13 protein-coding genes are annotated in these 18,637 nt (G+C 59.6%); 5 read left to right on the top strand and 8 right to left on the bottom strand.

What is annotated here, in order from left to right; all coding sequences use genetic code 11:
- Positions 1-54 precede the first annotated feature (54 nt).
- Positions 55-3,942 carry an alpha-amylase family glycosyl hydrolase gene (locus HB393_RS16340; protein WP_213806261.1) on the top strand — a complete coding sequence of 1,296 codons (3,888 nt, stop codon included), beginning with the start codon at positions 55-57 and terminating at the stop codon, positions 3,940-3,942.
- The gene (locus tag HB393_RS16335) at positions 3,902-5,734 is read left to right on the top strand and encodes an amidase (protein WP_213806260.1); all 1,833 of its coding nucleotides are present in this window, start codon (positions 3,902-3,904) and stop codon (positions 5,732-5,734) included. The genes HB393_RS16340 and HB393_RS16335 overlap by 41 nt, the downstream gene beginning before the upstream one ends.
- Before the next feature lie 4 nt (positions 5,735-5,738).
- On the opposite strand, the gene HB393_RS16330 is transcribed toward HB393_RS16335, so the two are convergent.
- From HB393_RS16330 to HB393_RS16320, 3 genes are all read right to left on the bottom strand, one after another.
- Positions 5,739-7,121, bottom strand: coding sequence for an NAD(P)/FAD-dependent oxidoreductase (locus tag HB393_RS16330; RefSeq protein WP_213806259.1), 1,383 nt, complete (start codon positions 7,119-7,121; stop codon positions 5,739-5,741).
- A gap of 15 nt (positions 7,122-7,136) precedes the next feature.
- Positions 7,137-8,195, bottom strand: a complete 1,059-nt coding sequence (locus HB393_RS16325; RefSeq protein WP_213806258.1) for a sugar phosphate isomerase/epimerase — start codon at positions 8,193-8,195, stop codon at positions 7,137-7,139.
- A gap of 126 nt (positions 8,196-8,321) precedes the next feature.
- Complete coding sequence (locus tag HB393_RS16320) at positions 8,322-9,353, bottom strand: ThuA domain-containing protein (protein ID WP_213806257.1); 1,032 nt, start codon at positions 9,351-9,353, stop codon at positions 8,322-8,324.
- 661 nt (positions 9,354-10,014) lie between these two features.
- Here HB393_RS16320 and HB393_RS16315 point away from each other — a divergent pair.
- The 3 genes from HB393_RS16315 to HB393_RS16305 all read left to right on the top strand — a co-directional run bounded on the left by HB393_RS16315 (position 10,015) and on the right by HB393_RS16305 (position 13,998).
- The gene (locus tag HB393_RS16315) at positions 10,015-10,857 is read left to right on the top strand and encodes a cytochrome c (protein ID WP_213806256.1); all 843 of its coding nucleotides are present in this window, start codon (positions 10,015-10,017) and stop codon (positions 10,855-10,857) included.
- Between the two features lie 46 nt (positions 10,858-10,903).
- Entirely contained in the window at positions 10,904-12,463 is a 1,560-nt protein-coding gene (locus tag HB393_RS16310) for an acido-empty-quinoprotein group A (RefSeq protein WP_213806255.1), read from the top strand.
- A 173-nt stretch (positions 12,464-12,636) separates the two neighbouring features.
- Positions 12,637-13,998, top strand: coding sequence for a cytochrome P450 (locus HB393_RS16305; protein ID WP_213806254.1), 1,362 nt, complete (start codon positions 12,637-12,639; stop codon positions 13,996-13,998).
- 47 nt (positions 13,999-14,045) lie between these two features.
- Here the strand turns inward: HB393_RS16305 and rimO are convergent, their stop codons facing one another.
- From rimO to HB393_RS16280, 5 genes are all read right to left on the bottom strand, one after another.
- Entirely contained in the window at positions 14,046-15,614 is a 1,569-nt protein-coding gene (rimO, locus tag HB393_RS16300; protein WP_345945245.1) for a 30S ribosomal protein S12 methylthiotransferase RimO, read from the bottom strand.
- Between the two features lie 31 nt (positions 15,615-15,645).
- Positions 15,646-15,945, bottom strand: a complete 300-nt coding sequence (locus HB393_RS16295) for a type II toxin-antitoxin system RelE/ParE family toxin (protein ID WP_213806253.1) — start codon at positions 15,943-15,945, stop codon at positions 15,646-15,648.
- Entirely contained in the window at positions 15,935-16,216 is a 282-nt protein-coding gene (locus HB393_RS16290; protein WP_213806252.1) for a type II toxin-antitoxin system Phd/YefM family antitoxin, read from the bottom strand. The genes HB393_RS16295 and HB393_RS16290 overlap by 11 nt, the downstream gene beginning before the upstream one ends.
- Before the next feature lie 151 nt (positions 16,217-16,367).
- Positions 16,368-17,750: an acetylxylan esterase gene (locus tag HB393_RS16285; RefSeq protein ID WP_213806251.1), complete on the bottom strand. Its 1,383-nt coding sequence runs from the start codon at positions 17,748-17,750 to the stop codon at positions 16,368-16,370.
- 73 nt (positions 17,751-17,823) lie between these two features.
- Positions 17,824-18,597: a hypothetical protein gene (locus HB393_RS16280; RefSeq protein WP_213806250.1), complete on the bottom strand. Its 774-nt coding sequence runs from the start codon at positions 18,595-18,597 to the stop codon at positions 17,824-17,826.
- Positions 18,598-18,637: the final 40 nt, after the last annotated feature.

Below are 18,637 nucleotides of genomic sequence, written 5' to 3'. Positions count from 1 at the left end.
GGCCCTTGCCGGGCTGCGCAGAGGCATCACCGGACGAAAATAGGAGTAGTTTGCATGGAACTTCATATCTCGCGGGCCCTGCGACAGAAATTGGATGTCGACGATCTTCTGTTCAGCTATACCGGGAACGTTGTCTTCGGCAATGTCGCTGCCAGCCGTAAACTCGCCCAGAAGATGAATGACGCTCGTCCGGCGGGAGCTGATCCGACGAAGGTGGTTAATGCCGGGGCCCTGTTTGCTGTTGGCCTCATCGACGAATTGAACCATGCCCTGGTGGCTCGCTATCGCAGGGATATCGACCCTTCGGTGCTGACGGAGGCGGTTCGTTGGTTTGAGCGGCAGAGCGAACCGGCGAAGATGGAACGGCTGCTGCTGACCTTTACCGAGCAGTTTCCTAACGTGGCGGTCTATCGCGGGGAGGTAAGCGCGGCGGAGTGGCTGAAGGGCGTGACGGATGGGCTACCCAACCGGGAGGCGGCTCTTGAAGAGCTGATGCTGCTTTGGCTGGCGAACAGCAATCCGGCGTTCGCTCCTTTCCGGGAGCTGTTTGAAGATACTGGACTGCAGAAGGAGACGATCTACCAGACTGTTACCTCGGCGCTGCCGGATTATTTTGCGACGCGGCCTCCGGTCGATCCGGAGGTGGGGAGTCTGCTGGATGCGCTGCGAGCGCCGTTTTTGGCTTCACCAGATTCTTTGACCGGGCAGCTGGACTACATTCGAGTGCAGTGGACGAAGCTCCTGGGGCAGGATCTGCGGAGGGTGCTGCTGGCCGTGGATGTTCTACGTGAGGAAGACCTTGCTATCTGGATGCGCTTTCATCCGCCGGGGCCGGACTGGCATCGGCATGGGGCTCCGGGTTGGGGTGGCGAGGGGTTTGTTGGGGATGAGTTTGTTGGCTTCGATGAGGACTTCGCCCGGGAGGGTGAGGGCGAGTTTTTTATTGGGCCGGATGGGGTAAGGCATCGGCGCTATGCTGCCGATTATCAGGCTCCGCTGAATGAGTATGAGGCTTTCACGCAGGATCAGGCGTGGATGCCGAATGTGGTGCTGATCGCGAAGAGCACCTATGTCTGGCTGGAGCAGTTGTCGAAGAAGTATCAGCGGCATATTCATCGACTGGACCAGATTCCGGACGAGGAGCTGAAGCTGCTGGCGAGCCGGGGGATGACGGGCCTGTGGCTGATCGGGCTATGGGAGAGAAGCACCGCATCGAGGACGATCAAGCGTCTGCGTGGCGACAACGATGCGGTGGCGTCTGCGTATTCGCTGAAGGACTACGACATCGCGGAGGATCTGGGCGGCTATGGCGCGTATGAGCATCTACGGGACCGGGCTGCGGCGTGTGGAATCCGGCTGGCCAGCGATATGGTGCCGAACCACGTCGGCATCGACGCTACATGGGTGATCGAGCATCCCGACTGGTTTCTTTCCCGCTGGGAGTGCCCCTTTCCGGTGTACCGCTTTGAAGGGCCGGATCTGTCGACGGATAGCCGGGTCGAGATCAAGATCGAGGACCACTACTACGACCAGACGGACGCCGCTGTCGTATTTCGTCTAAGGCATCATCGGGAGCAGACGACGCGGTACGTGTATCACGGCAACGATGGGACGACGTTTGCGTGGAACGATACGGCGCAGCTCGACTACTCGAAGGCCGATGTGCGGGAGCATATTATCCAGACCATTCTGCATGTGGCGCGGATGTTCCCGATCATTCGTTTCGACGCGGCGATGGTGCTGGCGAAGCGGCATGTGCAGCGGCTTTGGTTTCCATTGCCGGGTGCCGGAGGCTCCATTCCGTCACGCGCCGAGAATGCCATGACGCAGGAGGAGTTCGATGCGCTGATGCCGAATGAGTTCTGGCGCGAGGTGGTCGATCGCGTGGCGGTGGAGGTTCCGGGGACTCTGCTGCTGGCTGAGGCGTTCTGGCTGCTGGAGGGGTATTTCGTAAGAACGCTGGGCATGCACCGCGTGTACAACAGCGCGTTCATGAACATGCTGCGGGACGAGGAGAATGCGAAGTACCGGTCTTACCTGAAGAAGACGATCGAGTTCGACCCGGACATCTTGAAGCGGTATGTGAGCTTCATGAGTAACCCGGATGAGCGGACGGCGATCGATCAGTTCGGCTCGGGAGACAAATATTTTGGAGTTTCAACTCTGCTGGCGACGCTGCCAGGTCTGCCGATGTTTGGGCATGGGCAGGTCGAGGGTTACACCGAGCGCTACGGCATGGAGTTCAAGCGGGCGCGGATGGACGAGTATCCGAACGAGGGACTGGTTGCGCGGCATCAGCATGAGATTGCGCCCCTGCTGAAGAATCGCAAGTTGTTTGCGGAGAGCCATCACTTCGCGATGTACGACTTTTGGACGGAGGGCGGGGCGGTGGACGAGAACGTCTTCGCCTACTCCAATCGTCTGGGCAATGAGCGGGCGGTGATTGTCTACAACAACAGCTATGGAGGCACGCGCGGGACGATTCATGGCTCCGCGGCCTACATGGATAAAGGCAGCGGGGAGCTGCGGCAGAAGGGTTTGGCGGATGCGCTCGCGCTTGCGGGTGAGGAGTCGATGGTGGTTGCGTACCGCGATACGGCTCGAGGGCTGGAGTATCTGCGGCGGGCTACGGAGTTTCACCAGCATGGGCTGAGCCTGGAGCTACGGGGCTATCAGTATGTGGTGTTGCTGAACTGGCGTGAGCTTCGATCTACGACGCTCCAGCCGTGGGACAGGCTTTGCGATGCGCTCAACGGGGCGGGTGTTTACAGTGTCGAGGAGGCTCTCTCGAAGCTTCGGCTGCGGCCGTTGCATGGGGCGCTTCGCGAGGCGATGAGTGCGGGCAATATCGAGGCTTTCGCGGAAGTCGCACAGAAGTTTGCGGAAGGAGAGGTCTCTGTGGAGGCTGCTTCTTCGCCGGAGGTTATCGAGGCGAAGGAGGTGTCTGTGCTGGAAGAGCCGGCCCCAGCCGAGAGTGAGGCGACGGTGAAGGAGTCTGCGGAGTTGGATTCAGTGACCGTTCCGCTAGCTCTGGATAGCCGGCTGCAGTCGTTTGTGGATCAGAGCAGACACTTCTTCGAGACGCTGGTCGATAGCTTTGCCGAAGATGTCCGCGAGGCGGGAGTTGATCTTTCTGCCTTGAGCTTGCCGGTAAAGGGACGGAAGACGCTGGTAGCCCCGAAGGCGGAGGCGTTAGTGAGTTCGCCGCCGAAACCGATTGCGAAGGTGGAACCTGCAGTGGTTGCCGATCCTAAGAGGCTCTACGCGGAGCGATGTGAAGAATTGACCGCCGCGGCCGTTCGGATTACTGAGCTGTCGAAGGATTTCTCGACGGCGTGGCCGGCATCCGTCTCGTATGTTTTGCCTGGCTACGAGCCCAGTATTCGGCAGGAGAGCACATGGGCTCCGGCGATTGCCTGGATTGCGCTGGACAGCATTCCGAAGCAGGTGGATCGAGTGGCGATCTTCGACCGGCTGCAGTTGCGGTCGGCGTTGGCAGAGGTGTTCACGTCCTTCGGGTTCGAGGGAGAGGGCACTTGGAGAGCGGCGGCAAAGGTACGGGTATTGCTTGCACAGCCGATCGATTCGACGAAGCCGCCGCTGCATGACAAGGAGTTCTGGAATGATCCGGACGTCCGTTGGCTCACGGGCGTCAACGTGTCGGGGGACAGAACCTACCTGAACAAGGAGTCGTTCGAAGAGTTGCTGGTATGGCTGCAGCTGCCTGCGTTGCTGGAGATTGCCTCAGACGATTCGGATCGTGCCGAATTGGTACGGGCGATGGAGATTCTAATGGCGGCTGAGTGTGCTGCGGTGCAGGCTGCCGGATATGATTTAGATATCTATCTAAATGGCTGGAATACACCAAAGCCAATTGAGGCGCTGAAGACAGGACGAATGGATGAAGCTCCAACGCAGGACAAGAAGACAGTTTCTCGCTGAGGCTTCGCTCTCTCTCGCAGGTGCGACCGTACTGGCCCAGGCTGGAGCGCAGACCCCAGCCCTGGTCGCATCGCAGACTCCGACTCCCGGCGCTCCTCCGGCCTTCGGAACCTCCCCAGAGGTGGGGCCGGAGGTCTCCGAGGCTACGTTTGCCGAGGCTGAGAAACTGGTGCAAGCTCCGCTGACCGCAGCGGACCGTGCGATGGCCGCAGCCAGTTGGAGGCGGTCGATGGCTTCGGTCTATGAGCGCAGAACCGGACCTCGGAAGGTGGCGCTGGAGGATGGCGCGGTTCCGTACTCTACCTGGAATCCTGTGTTGCCAGGCCAGGGCCGGGAGTTGGACCGCGATTTGTTTGTCAGGACCGCGAACGATCCGGGTCCGCTGCCGGGGACGGATGCGGAGATTGCCTTTGCGCCAGTGACGAAGCTCTCCAGGTGGATTGAGCGAAAGCAGATTACCTCGGAGCGTTTGACGCGGATCTACCTCGACCGGATCGCCAAGTACAACGGGACGCTGCGCTGCGTGATCACGGTGACTCCGGAGATCGCCATCAAGCAGGCGCGGCAGGCGGATCAAGAGATTGCTGCCGGGAAGTATCGTGGTGCGCTGCATGGCATTCCGTGGGGTGGGAAGGATCTGCTGGATACCGCGGGCATTCGGACGACGTATGGGGCTGAGTTCTATCGGGACCGGATTCCGAGCCGGGATGCGGCGGTGGTGGCTCGGCTGCATACGGCGGGAGCGGTGATGGTCGCGAAGCTCTCGCTAGGCGCGCTGGCGTTGAATGACGTCTGGTTTGGCGGACAGACGATGAATCCGTGGCTGTTGGAAGAGGGTTCGAGTGGTTCATCGGCAGGTCCGGGTGCGGCTACGGCGGCGGGGTTGGTGGGGTTCTCGATTGGCTCGGAGACGGAGGGTTCTATCGTGAGTCCTTCGATGCGGTGTGGGTTGACGGGTCTGCGTCCGACCTTTGGCCGCGTGCCTCGCAGTGGCGCGATGACGTTGTGCTGGTCGCTCGATAAGCTTGGCCCGATGACGCGGTCGGTGGAGGACGCGATGCTGGTGTTGAAGGCGATCTCCGGACCGGATGCGGGTGACCTGGCGAGTGTGGCGAGACCTTTGGAGTTTGACGCGAAGGCTTCCATTCAGGGGCTGAAGGTGGGTTATTTCCCTGGTTGGATGAAGGAGGCTCCGGCGACGGAGGTGGATCGACGCGCGCTTGCTGCAGTGGATAAGCTGGGGATGAAGGCGGTGCCGGTCTCGCTTCCGGATTGGCCCTATGGCTCGATGAATATCATTTTGTTTGCGGAGGCGGCTGCGGCCTTTGAGGAGCAGACGCTCGATCATCGGGTGGACCAGTTGAAGGCGCAGGTTCCTGATGCGTGGCCGAATACGTTTCGACAGGCTCGGTTTCTGTCCGCCGTCGATATGGTGCAAGCCGATCGTCTCCGCCGCAAGGTGGCTCAGGAGATGGCTCGGGTAATGGGGGAGGTCGACCTACTGCTGGTGCCTGGTCTGCGGGATGAGATGCTGACGATCTCCAACTTTACGGGGCATCCGTCGTTGACGTTGCGGGCGGGGTTTGTGCAGGTAGCTCAGGCTCGGAGCGATTGGGCTCCCGATCCGGCGCATCCTTTGCCGAAGTTCGATCCTCCACGGACGGTGCCGCATGGCGTTACGCTGATCGGGAGGTTTTTCGACGAGGGGACGATCGGGCGGGTGGGGCTTGCGATGGAGCGTGAGTTTGCAGTGAGTGCGAAGGTGCCGGAGGGCTTCGGGTCAGCGGTGTAGGTGTCTAGAGCAGATACTTTAGGGCGGCTCGGGCTGCGTGGAAGCCCGCCATGCCGTGGACACCGCCTCCGGGGGGCGTGGAAGCGCTGCAGAGGAAGAGACCTTTCCGTGGGGTGCTGTAGAGAGACGGCGTGGGCCGGAAGAGGATTTGAGAGGGGCTCATGGCGCCGCCTGAGAGGTCTCCCCCTATGAAGTTTGGATTCCAGCGTTCGAGAGCGGCGGGGGGCGAAATGACGCGGGCCAGGATGCAGTCGCGGAAGCCGGGCGCGAAGCGCTCGATCTGGCGTTCGATGAGGTCGGTGTGGTCGAGCGTGCTGCCGTTGGGTACGTGGCAGTAGGCCCAGGCTGTGTGTTGTCCGGTGGGAGCGCGGGTGGAATCAAAGAGGCTGGGTTGAGTTAGCAGGACGAAGGGTCTGCCGGAGGTGAAGGTGCGCTCCGAGGAGGCGATCTCTTCGAGCGTACCGCCGAGGTGGACGGTGGCGGTGCGGAGGCATTCTGAGGCGGTCCAGGGGATGGGGGAGCTGAGGGCATAGTCGATCTTGAAGGAGCCAGCGCCGTGGCGGAAGCGCTCGAGCTGCTTGCGGTAGGCGGATGGAAGATCGGTGCCGGCGATGCTGAGAAGCTGGCGGGGGGTGATGTCGGCGAGGATGACGTCGGATGTGGGGAGGGTAGTGACCTCGTGATCGGCCTGGACGTGCCCACCCAGGGATTCGAGGTGGCGGGCGAGGGCGTCTGTGAGGGTCTGGGCACCGCCTCTCAGGATGGGCCAGCCGCTGGCGTGTCCGGCTGCCATGAGCAGAAGGCCGACTGCTGCCGAGGTGGGAGCTTCGAGAGGAAGGACGGAATGGGCTGCCACGCCAGCGAAGAGGGCTCTAGCGCGTGGCCCTCGGAAGCGGGTCCGGGCCAGAAATGCGGCGGGTAGAAGTGCCGAGACTCCAAAGCGGGCGAGGAGGAGAGGATGGCGGGGGAGGTGCAGGATTGGGCCGAGTACCTCTTCGAGAAGTTCAGAAAGGTGGTCGACGAGGGGTTGCATGAGGGACCTGTAGGTCTGTCGGTCGGCGGCGTCGAGGTTGGTGAGGGTGTCGGCGATGGAGTGCTCGAGCAGGATGGCGGTGCCATCATCAAGGGGATGAGCGCAGGCGGCGGGCGGCTCGATCCAGGGGATCTCGATGGGGAGGGATCGGAAGAAGGGGCTTGCGACCCCCATGGGATAGACAGAGGAGCCGAGGTCGTGGCGGAAGCCGGGTAGTGTGATCTCGGCGGTCGAGCATCCGCCGCCGATCTGTGGGTTACGCTCGAAGACCTTGGTAGAGACACCGGCGGCAGCCATGGTGATGGCCGCCGCAAGGCCGTTTGGTCCAGAGCCGATGATGGTCGCGGTAGGCATGAAGCTCTACGAGCTTTAGACCTCGAGGCCGAGTAGTTTGCGGATTGCGGCGGAGTCGGTCTTGGCGTCGGCGAAGTCGTCGAAGGCGCGCCCGGCGGCCTGGATGATGTGGCTGGCGATGAAAGGAGCGCCTTCCTTTGCGCCCTGGTCGGAGCTCTTGATGCAGCACTCCCACTCCATGACGGCCCAGCCTTCGTAGCCGTATTGGGTAAGCTTGGAGAAGATGCCGCCGAAGTCCACCTGACCGTCTCCCAGGGAGCGGAAGCGGCCGGCACGATTGACCCAGGATTGAAAGCCCCCGTAGACGCCCTGACGGCCAGTGGGATTGAACTCGGCGTCTTTGACGTGGAACATCTTGATCCGCGCATGATAGAGATCGATGTAGGCGAGGTAGTCGAGTTGCTGCAGGACGAAGTGGCTGGGATCGTAGAGAAGGTTGCAGCGGGGATGGCCATTCAGGAGATCGAGAAACATCTCGAAGGAGGCGCCATCATGAATATCTTCGCCGGGGTGGACCTCGAAGCAGGCGTCCACGCCGTGCTCGTCGAAGACGTCGAGGATCGGCTTCCAGCGATCCGCGAGCTCCTGGAAGGCGGCCTCTACCAGCCCATTGGGACGCTGCGGCCAGGGATACAGATAGGGCCACGCCAGTGCACCGGAGAAGGTCGCATGACACTTCAATCCGAGGTTCTTTGACGCCTTGGCTGCGAAGTGTAGTTGTTCTACGGCCCAGGCCTGGCGGGCGGGAGGATTGTTTCGGACGGCCTCGGGGGCAAAGCTATCGAAGAGCGAGTCGTATGCGGGGTGAACGGCGACGAGTTGGCCCTGGAGGTGGGTCGACAGCTCGGTGAGTTCGACGCCTTGTTTGGCGAGGGTGCCGAGCAGGTCATCGCAGTAGCTTTGACTTTCGGCGGCGAGTTTCAGATCGAAGAAACGAGAGTCCCAGGTAGGAATCTGGACGCCCTTGTAGCCTAGTCCCGCAGCCCATTCGGCGATTGAATCAAGATTATTAAACGGTGCGACGTCACCAGCAAACTGGGCCAGAAACAGAGCGGGTCCCTTCATTGTCTTCATGCCTGATCTCCGTACTACAAGTTCTTTCTATTCTCTACCATCTCTTCCGCTTGTTGAAATGCGCACAATTTCCTACGCAAGCCATGGACTGGCGGAGTAATGGATGCCCGGATTGTTCTCGGTAACTCAGTGTTGTGGAGTAGGGGCTGGAGCAGAAGCGGGGGGTGTTCCTGCCGGGGTGGAGAGCCCGCCTCGTGCGGGTGGGGGCGGAACGGGTAGATCCATGGGGTTCATCCCTTTGGCGTAGTTGGGGTCCATGGCTGCGATGTCGGTTCGATAGCTGACGGTATCGGCGGTAGGGAAGGAGGTTGGAACGCGCTGGGTGACCTTTCCGGTCGCAGCCCACTCCACACCACGCTGAAAGGTGACGATTGCATCTACAGAGCTGAGGGCGAGTCCGTCGTGGCCATAGGCGGTGTGGAAGATGCGTCCTTTGCCGTAGGAGAGGACCATGAGTTGCGGCTCATCGAGGCCAGTGCCATGGTTTGCCGGATCGGAGTAAGCGGTTGCCAGGACCGTCATATTTTTGCCGGGGCCGCGCAGGTTGGAATAGAGCTCGTCGCCCTGGTGCATCCAGGTTTTAGGCAGTCCTTTGGTGATCGGGTGTTCTGAGTCTTGAACCGTCACCTTGAAAGGCAGGCGAGGGCCGTGGCTTCCGGCACGGCCCGGGCTGTCGTCCGATGTGAGTTTGCCGTCCTTGTAGAACCAATGGGGTCCGGACTTTTCGTTTCGTCCACGCCAGCCGCCGACGCCGATCATCTCGTTGAACTCCTGCCAGCCGCCGAAGGCATTGTCCGAGGCGTGTACGCTAACGAGACCGCCGCCATCTTTTATGTACTTTTCAAAGGAGGCTTTCAGTTCCGCAGGCCAGCGATCTTCTGGAGCGTCGTAGTTGAAGACGATTACTTTATATTTGCCCCAATCCGGATGGAAGGCGCTGAAGTCACCGCCTGCGGGAGGTGCAGTCACAACGTCCACATCAAAGAGCCCAACCTCGTCGAGTTCCTTCTTCAGGATTGGCGTGACCACCTTCCATTTGTGATACGAGGCGGCACTCTCGCCGTCGAGGATCATGACGTGGATAGGAGTAGCTGCAAAGGATGGAAGGCCGAGAAGGCAAAGGATGCCGAGGATAGTGCGGCAGAGAAACTTCTTCATGAGGTTGCTGCTCCGAGATAGGTTCTTCAGATAGAGCTTTTATTTCGATACGTCTTAGCCGTGAGTCGAGGTTGTGCAGGAGCTCTGAAGAGAGGACTTGGGGGATATTTGCTTCTATCTTCCTTGCGCTCTTGGAGGCGTACTTACACTTGCCGCAGAGTTACGGACACACCGGTACAAATGGAGCAATGGTCGCTAAGATATCGGAAGACGGTTTTACACGTCGGCTGGATTCACTGTCAATACGCAGGAATGTAAATACTCCTATTTATTTCGACGGGGGAACATAGTCTGCGAAAAGACTGGGCATTCTATTCGATCCTTCCAGCTTCGAGGCGCGTGGATTGCAAGAAAAGCGGATCGTAGTATCTTCCTGCTTCGGTCCACATGTTGACACTGTTTCCGCGCACCCGTTATAGTTTGCGACGAATAATAAAGAGTGGATGCCGTGCTGTGTGCGAATCGCGTTGTGCCTCGGTCTCCGCAACTTTTTGTAAAGTTGCATCGTTCCTTTCGCCTTGAGTCTGCCAGGCGTATGGTTCGAACGCTCATTAATGTTTTGAGAGCGGCAGAGATGCTTGTAACTCTGCGCTTCTAGAGGTAGTGTGGTGGTTCCGAGAAAAAAGACCACCAATTCGATTTTGTGGGGTAATGGCATCCGATGAAGTTCGGTCAATGGGATTTACCTGGGAAGGTTATGTTGAGCGCGGCGGTGTGGGCTGCAAGTGTTTCGCTTGCTTGTGGGCAAGACCCGGCGGCTCCGCGAAGAGCTCCATCGACGGTCGGCTCTCAAGGTCCAATGCCGGTGCATGAGACCTATACGCCCCTGGTGATTGAAGCTGGGGGATCGCTCTTCCAGCAAAATTGTGCGTTTTGTCACGGTAAAGACGCAGGCGGTGGTGAGAGTGGTCCAGACCTTACCCGCTCCAAGCTCGTGAGTACAGATATGAAGGGCGAGAAGATCGGCGAAGTGATACGAAACGGGCGACCGGACAAGGGAATGCCTCGCTTCGGGCTCTCCGATCAGGAGATCACCAGCCTAGTGGCCTTCGTGCACTCTCAGCAGGACAAGGCCATGGCCCAGACGGGAACCCGGAAAGGCGTGGATGTCTCCGATCTCCAAACCGGGGATCTCGAGGCCGGGAAGAAGTACTTCAATGGAGCTGGGGGCTGCGCTACCTGCCACTCGCCTACCGGCGATCTCGCTGGAGTGGCCACGCGTTACCAGGGGCTGAAGCTTGAGCAGCAGATGTTATACCCAAGGGACGCGAAGTCCAAGGTGACGGTAACTCCATCTGCTGGACCGGAGCTGACGGGCCAATTGGCGTACCTGGACGAGTTCACCGTCGCATTGATTGACTCGACGGGGGTTTACCGGTCGTGGCCTATCGTCAAGGTGAAATACAAGGTGGACGCTCCGGCAAAGGCTCATATTGAGCTCTTCGATAAGTACACCGATGACGACATTCACAACCTGATGGCATATATACAGACACTGCACTAGGCGCTCAGGCAAGCTGATTCAACCGCCCCGAAAGGTCCACGTCGATATGAGATTGTTGAAGGGTGCTCTTCTACTTAGCGCGATTGCGCTGCTTGCAGTCCGGCTCCCGCAAGCACTTGAGGCGCAGAATGTGGATCGCGCGATGCTCACGCGTCCGCCGAAGGATAGCTGGCCCGCATACCACGGAGACTATTCAGGAAGGCGCCATAGCCCGCTCGTGGAGATCACTCCAAAGAATGTGAAGGACCTTACGCTGGCGTGGGCTTTCCAGACGGAGCAAGCCGCCATTATCAAAGCGACACCGATTCTGATCGATGGAATCCTATATTTCACCGTTCCGGATAATATCTGGGCCATCGATGCGCGGACAGGCCATCAGATCTGGCGTTATACGGCGCCTCCTAACAAGGCCTTTCATATCGGCCAACGAGGCGTGAGCATCTATAAAGGATGGCTCTACTACATGTCTTCGGATGCACACCTGCTGTCGATCAATCCGAAGGATGGCAAGGTGAGATGGGACGTCGTGGTTGCGGACTCATCGAAGGGGCAATGGTCGACGATGGCTCCCCTTATCGTTGGCGATCATGTGTTGGTAGGGGCCTCGGGCGACTTCGATAATCTGCAAGGCTTCGTCCGGTCGATTAATCCTGAGACGGGAGCGACCCAGTGGCAGTGGGACGCTACTTTACCCGTGGGTACACCCAACAAAACTACTGGTGGAAACGTCTGGATGACTGGAACCTACGATCCTGACCTGAACTTGGTGTATTGGGGAACGGGGAATCCGACGCCGGTCCTGAACGGCAAACCGAGGCCGGGAGACAATCTCTATACCTGCAGCATCGTGGCTTTGAATCCCGAGACCGGAAAGCTGGTCTGGGCGTTCCAGCCTTCGCCACATGACACGCATGACTGGGATGCCGTCGAGGTCCCTGTGCTGGTGGATGGAGACTTCCATGGCAAGCCGCGCAAGATGCTGATGCAAGCGTCGCGGAACGGTCACTTCTTTGTGCTTGATCGAACGGATGGTAAAAATCTTCTAACGACTACTTTTGGACCTGTGAACTGGACCCTGGGCATCGATAAAGAGGGACGTCCGATTCCGAATCCCGCGAAGGAGCCCGCGCCGGATGGGCGGTTGATTGCTCCCGATGAGGGAGGGCTTACCAACTATCGATCTCCAAGCTTCGATCCGAAGACGGGACTCTTTATCGTGAGCGCCGCGCCTAGCTATAGCCTCTACTTTGCGAAGCCTGCTGATGGGACTTATGGCTGGGCTGGGGCGGACTATAGTCTGTGGAGCAAAGGCGTTCTCGAGGCGATCGATTACCAGACCGGAAAGATTCGGTGGAGCCATGAGCTGGGTGACGGCCGTTCGGGTGCCGGAGTGATGACGACCGACTCCGGACTCACCTTCACTGGCGATGCGGCTGGGAACTTTCTCGCGCTGGATACAAGCACTGGAAAGACCCTCTGGCATGCGGGTTCAGGTTCGCATATCCAAAGCCCGTCTATTACCTACGAATTGGATGGCCATCAGGTCGTGCTGACGAGTAGCGGCGGAGTTCTGTTTGCGTGGCGGCTGCCAAGCGTCTCTCAATAAAGAGCTGCTTCTTCTCGTTTCTAAGCCAGGCTTTCCCATATCTATGCTCGTCCTAGCGCTCGTCCATAGCACGTTAATAGACGGCTGTTGCTTCCAATGGAAGCCGAACAAATTTTCAACATGATTGCCCTCGCAGGGTGGGAATAAAAAGAGATCTGTAGAGTTTGATCTCCATGGAAAGATTACATGCAGCACCAGTCTACGCAGAGACTGAGTCAGCCAAGCCGATACCAGTGCTTCGCGGCCTTCCAGGAATCGGGGTTGCCTTACAGTTGCACAAAAGCCCCATCGAGTTCTTCGCCGATACAGTAAAGCGATATGGGGATATCGTCGAGCTTCGTGTTTTAAGGAAGCGCGTCCTTTTGCTTACAAACCCCAGCGATGTTGAGGCAGTCCTCATTCATAACGCCGAGCATTTTGGTCGCTCGGCGGAGGTGAAGAGTCTGCGGGCGGTCTTTGGCGACGGTCTCTATTCGAGCGAGGGTGAGCGCTGGCGAAGTCAAAGGCGGGTGATGCAGCCGGCGTTCCACCACGATCGCGTCATGCGGTACTCCTGGACGATGGTGGAGCGCATGAGGGAAAGGACCGGACGGTGGCGGCCAAAAGAGTCCTTCGACGTCTTCAAGGAGATGCTCGGATTTGCCACAGACGTTATCTGCGAGGTGACGTTCGGAGAAGATAAGGGCGCGAATGCAAAGGTGATTGCGAATTCGGTTCCGATCGTCTATGAAAACCTCGGCCCAGAGGTGCTTTATCTTTCGTTGTGGCGCAAGCTCCCGCTCCCGCGCAGCAGGCGCTGGAACCGGGCGGTAAAGGACATCACGACCTCGGTGTACAGCATGATCGCCGAGCGTCGACTGCAAGGCGGTGACAGCGAAGACCTGATGGGCGTATTGCTGGGTACGAAGGACGAGCACGGTGAGGTAATGTCGGATCAGTACGTTCACGACGAAGTGATCACCATGTTTGTGGCGGGCCAGGAGACGTCTGCGGTGGCGCTCTCCTGGGCGGTGGCGCTGCTGGCACAGCATCCTGAGTTCCAGGAGGAGGCTGCGGCAGAGATCGCTGCAGTGACGAACGGACGTGAGGTAACGCCGGAAGACTATCCGCGCCTGAAGTTCCTCAATGCGGTGGTTCAGGAGACGGTCAGGCTGTATCCCCCTCTGTGGAGCCTGGGCCGCGATACGATCCACGACACGATGGTGGGTGACGTGCCCGTCGATGCGGGAACCAAAATTTGGATCTGTGTTCAGAGGATCCATCGGGATCCGCGCTGGTTTTCTGACCCAGACTCCTTCCAGCCACATCGTTGGAGTGATGGATCGCGCAGGCCGAAGTTCAGCTATTTCCCGTTTGGGGGTGGATCCCGAAGCTGTGTCGCTCAGCACTTCGCAATGGCGGAGCTGGTGCTGGGACTCGCCGTGATGCTCTCACGCTTCCGCTTCAGGCTCGCACCCGGAGCAAAGATAGAGACGGATGCCTGGCTGACGTTACGTCCGAAGAACGGAGTACCGGTGGTCGTGGAGGCTCGTTAGGAGCTTGATTCGGGAGTTGAGCAGATGCAAACTCCCGCCCCAATCAGCTACTCGAGGATGCGAGCCACTACGTCGTAGTCGTGGGACTCGGTGATGAGGGCGCGGTAGAAGGTACCAGGGACGAGGGTCTCGTGGGGTCCGAAGTCGTTGATGAGTACCTTGCCGTCGATCTCGGGGGCGTGGAGGGGAGTGCGTCCCTGCCAGAGGAGTTCCGTCTCTTCGGATTCGCCTTCGACCAGGAGATCGATCTCGCGGCCAATCCAGCGCTTCTTGGTGCGGGTGCTGATCTTCTGTTGGAGCTTCATCAACTTGCGGCGACGAGCCTCGATGGTCCGCTTTGGTACCTTGAGTTCGGCCTCGAGGTTGAAGGCGGCAGCGCCCTCTTCGTCGGAGTAGGTGAAGACGCCGAGCCAGTCGATCTGGGCGGCGGTGATGAAGCCGCAGAGCGCCTCGAAGTCAGATTCGGTCTCGCCCGGGAAGCCAACGATGAAGCTGGTGCGCAAGACGATGCCAGGAACGATGGCGCGAGCCTTTTCGATGAGCTTGAGGAAGAGATCGGGGGTACCGCCACGTTTCATGCGCTTCAGAACGCTGGGGCTGGCGTGCTGGAGGGGAACGTCGAGGTACTTGGCGATGGTGTCGTGCTTCGCGATGGTCTCCAGGAGGCGCGTGGTGACCTTGTTGGGGTAGGCGTAGAGGAAGCGGAGCCAGCGGAGGCCGGGAAGAGGTGCAAGGGCATCCAGGAGGTCGGCGAGGCCGTCCTTAAGGCCGAGGTCCTCGCCGTAGCAGGTGGTGTCCTGGCCGATGAGAGTGATCTCGCGGACGCCCTGGGCGATGAGGTTCTGGGCCTCGGCGACGATAGAGCCGATACGGCGGGAGCGGAACTTGCCGCGAAGCTGGGGGATGATGCAAAAGCTGCAGGGATGATCGCAGCCTTCGGCGATCTTGATGTAGGCCGAGGCGCGAGGACCGGAGAGGATGCGTGGGGTCTCGTCGGAGTAGAGGTACTCAGGCAGGGCGGCGGTAGCTCCATCCCATGCGGCGCGGGAGAAACGGCCCTGCTGCTCGCGGGCGTCGCCTTCGGGACGGCTGGTCGTGGGGGCTAGCTGCGCGCCTACTTCGGTGGGATGGGAGTGCTGGTGCACGGCGCTGGGGGCGCGGGAGACCAGGATGTTGAAGGGAGAGTTCGACGGGGCAGCGACCTGCGGGGTGAGACCGGCGGCGGTGAGGATGGCCTCGAGCTCTCCGGTTCCGACCACGGCGTCTACTTCTGGGATGTTCTTCTGGATCTCGTCGCGGTACCGCTCCACGAGACAGCCGGCGACGACGATGCGCTGGGCCTTGCCGCCGTTCTGTTGCTTGTGCTGGACCATCTCGAGAATGGTGTTGACGGACTCCTGCTTAGCAGAATCGATGAAGCTGCAGGTGTTGATGACGATGATCTCGGCGTCTTCGGCGTTGGGGGTGAGCTCGCCGCCAGCCTGGTGGAGGAGACCCATCATGACCTCCGAGTCGACGAGGTTCTTGGGGCAGCCGAGAGAGACGAAGCCAATCTTGGGGCGGGTCGCGATTGCGGGGACGACAGTTGGCTGATCGAGAGTAGCGGGGGGAGTCACAGCCTTCTATTCTAGCAATTTTCTGGGTAAATTATCGGATTGGCTGACGTGAGACGTGGTAGATGCGGAGGATTACGACCTCATTCGAGGTGACGGAGAAGATGATTCGGTGGGAAAAGTAGATGAGATGGCGCAGATCTTCGGAAAAATGACTGCGCTCAGGAATTAGTGCGCAGCGTTCGGGCATCTGCTCCAACGAAAAGATAGCTTCGAGCAGACCGTTCCACCAACGTTCCGCAGCCGAAGGCTCTTCTTGCTCCGTCCGGATAAAGGTAACATAATCTTCGGCATCGGCAAGAGCTGCATCAGTAATTACGACTTCAAAGACCAAGTTTCGAACCCAACTGCTTGAGGGCAACACGGGCAGGTTTTGTTTTGCCTTGGTGCGCCTGATTGATCCCGACACGGATGGCTGCAATGGTTTCAAGTTCTTCGAGGCGGTTGAGAAGCTGCTGGTAAGAAGCGGCGTCCTGAACGACGAGTTCGGCCCGACCGTTGACGGTAAGAACAAGAGGCGTCTTCGAATCTTTGAGCTTGCCGACGTATTCCTTGGCGTGGCGTTGAAAGTCGGTAACGGAACGCACTTCTCTAAGGTCAATCATGGTCAACTCCGGCTGCTTAGCATAGTATACGCATGGAATTTCATGCGTATACGTGGCTTGCGATACCGAATAAGACCTAACAAAGGACTCAGACTCCCGAATCGGGAGTCTGAGTCCTTCTGTGTCAGTTTCAGTTTGGAACTTGGGTGAGCTAATAAGACGGTGACTTGAGGTAGGGAGTGGCGAAGGTGATGAAGGTCGGCCAGTTGGGGGCAGGGGTGTGACCGCCGCTGTGCTGCCGGAAGGCGAGGTCGCCGGCGATAAGCGGGGTTTCGATAGTGGGATAGACGGTAGTGCCGAGATCCCGTTTGCCGAGCAGACGATAGACAGGGCCCGCCGCAACCTCGGCGATAAAGGTACCGTGAGCGTCAGCCCAGCCGTCGCCTTCCGTGGCTCCTCCGCCGATGAAGACGGGGCGGGGAGCGCAGAGGGCGATGAGTTCGTGCATGTCTACGGGCATGTCCTGAGGGGTAAGGGTAGCGGCGTATTTGATGTAGTTGCCGGCCATCCAGTGGTATTCGTTGGCAGCGGCTACGTTTTCAAGCTGTTCGCCGAAGTGACGGCGGGCGAGGGTCGCTCCGCCGGCCCCGGACGAGCTGACGTAAGCGACGACGAAGCGCGGCTCATAGGCCATGGCGACGAGGGCGGTCTTGCCGAAGCGGGAGTGGCCTTCGACACCGACGTGCTTCGCATCCACGTCTTTATCGGTGGCAAAGTAATCCAGCGCACGGCTGCCACCCCAGGCCCAGGCGCGGAGAGCACCCCAGTCATCGGGCTTACGGGGCTGGCCATGATTGCAGAGACCGATGATGCCCTGGGTGAGGCCTGCTCCGTTGTCGGCCTGAATGGTGGTGGGTTCGAGGAGAGCATATCCCCAGCCTTTGGCCAGGAGCTGCTGCTTCCAACTAGGGCCCGCCGGAACGGGTGGAGGCGGTGGTGGCGGAGTTGCAGTGCTGGGCGCGGGGGTGCGGCGGGGGTAGTTCTCGAAGGTGAACTCGAGGATGACAGGAACGTGAGTCGCGTTTGCTGGCGTGGTAAGGGTCATCCGGATGTCGACGGTGATGGCCGGGTAGGCGGAGTTATCGACGTGGCCGAGGAGGTGTTTGGTGAGGGTGGGGATGCCGTCCTGGGTGTCGTGGGAGGTGCTCACGACCTGCCAAGTCACCTTCGGAGTATGGGCAGGGACGCGGCCGATCACCTCGCGGTCGAAGAGCTCGACCAGCTCCGGATGGCGTTGAGACCACCAGACTCGGGCGGAGGTGACCTTCTTGCCATCGTTGAGGGTTAGAGGATCGGGGAGCGAGACGTAGGGGTTAGCCTTGGACTCGTCATAGTTCACGGCGTTGGGGGCCGCAGGATTGTGGGCGTCGGCTCCAGCGCGAAGGGTGGTGATGTGGAGAGTATCCATGAGGCGCTGATGGTCCTGCTCTGCGGTCAACTGGACGGGAGCGGCGGCGGTCTGAGCAATAGAAGACTGCGCCGAGACAGCGGCGACGAGCAAAAGGGACAAGGGCAGGTTTTGGAAACGAGACATGCTTGAGTTCTCCAGAGCCGTGAATACCTGGCAAACGGTGCGGCTGCCAGAGTACCGGGAGAACTGCAGATGATCAAGGGGTGGCTGGAGTCAATGCCATGGGTGGAGTCGGAGTCTCGTCCACTATCTTGTAGTTTGCCGGAACGGTGAAGAGAGCAGCGTCGGGCTCGTGGCGATTTACATCGGAGACAGCGACGATCTGCTCGCCGGTGCGAGGATCGTTGTGCTTGATGATCATGTAGATGGTGAGGTCGGGGGAGTACCAGTATTCGTCGACGACGACAACCTCTTGGCCCGTTCCACTCATCTCTGCAGGGATGGTGCGGGATTTACGAATACCGCGCAGAGTCAGGGCACCCAGGGGCTGAGTGCCGATGTTCTCTTCCTTATAGAAACGATTTGCGGGAGCGGCTTTAGCGGGAACGGTATTGGGCGGAGGAGTCGGAGTCTGATTGAGGATGGTCTCGCGAGCCAGCCGGGTGAAGGGAGCCAGAGAGATGCTAAGGCGGGAAGAGGGATCGTAGATGAGGGCAGAGAGCAGGACTGGCTCTTCCTTGAAGCTGGCGGGGACGAGGGCGCGGCGCTCGTTGTAGATGCGTCCTGAGGACGTGCGGGCGATATGCGCAGTGCTGGTGCGGACGACATCAGAACCATCCGGAAGTTTTTCGTGGGAGACGATGTCCAGCTTCGCCGAAAAGGGCTGGTTCGGGACCGGCGTGACGAAGATTCCAGGGATGTTGGCTCGAACTCCGGGGTAATCGCGAGGTGTCTGCCTCTGGCCGAGGCAGAACGGAGAGAACAGGCAAGGAATGAGAGCAGCGGTGAGGGAGAGTCGCGTGGGCAGCATAATCACCTCTGAAAAGGAGAATAGCCGAGGACCGGCGATG

Origin of the sequence: Granulicella sp. dw_53 (genome assembly GCF_018449545.1) — a bacterium.
In the GTDB taxonomy this organism is placed as follows: Bacteria; Acidobacteriota; Terriglobia; order Terriglobales; family Acidobacteriaceae; genus Edaphobacter.
This window is presented reverse-complemented; position numbering and strand designations above follow the sequence as displayed.

Excerpts from the sequence above, each read along its gene's own strand:
- HB393_RS16340 (WP_213806261.1), top strand. The coding sequence starts at position 55 with ATGGAACTTCATATCTCGCGGGCCCTGCGACAGAAATTGGATGTCGAC.
- HB393_RS16335 (WP_213806260.1), top strand. The coding sequence starts at position 3,902 with ATGAAGCTCCAACGCAGGACAAGAAGACAGTTTCTCGCTGAGGCTTCG.
- HB393_RS16330 (WP_213806259.1), bottom strand. The coding sequence starts at position 7,121 with ATGCCTACCGCGACCATCATCGGCTCTGGACCAAACGGCCTTGCGGCG.
- HB393_RS16325 (WP_213806258.1), bottom strand. The coding sequence starts at position 8,195 with ATGAAGACAATGAAGGGACCCGCTCTGTTTCTGGCCCAGTTTGCTGGT.
- HB393_RS16320 (WP_213806257.1), bottom strand. The coding sequence starts at position 9,353 with ATGAAGAAGTTTCTCTGCCGCACTATCCTCGGCATCCTTTGCCTTCTC.
- HB393_RS16315 (WP_213806256.1), top strand. The coding sequence starts at position 10,015 with ATGAAGTTCGGTCAATGGGATTTACCTGGGAAGGTTATGTTGAGCGCG.
- HB393_RS16310 (WP_213806255.1), top strand. The coding sequence starts at position 10,904 with ATGAGATTGTTGAAGGGTGCTCTTCTACTTAGCGCGATTGCGCTGCTT.
- HB393_RS16305 (WP_213806254.1), top strand. The coding sequence starts at position 12,637 with ATGGAAAGATTACATGCAGCACCAGTCTACGCAGAGACTGAGTCAGCC.
- HB393_RS16290 (WP_213806252.1), bottom strand. The coding sequence starts at position 16,216 with ATGATTGACCTTAGAGAAGTGCGTTCCGTTACCGACTTTCAACGCCAC.
- HB393_RS16285 (WP_213806251.1), bottom strand. The coding sequence starts at position 17,750 with ATGTCTCGTTTCCAAAACCTGCCCTTGTCCCTTTTGCTCGTCGCCGCT.
- HB393_RS16280 (WP_213806250.1), bottom strand. The coding sequence starts at position 18,597 with ATGCTGCCCACGCGACTCTCCCTCACCGCTGCTCTCATTCCTTGCCTG.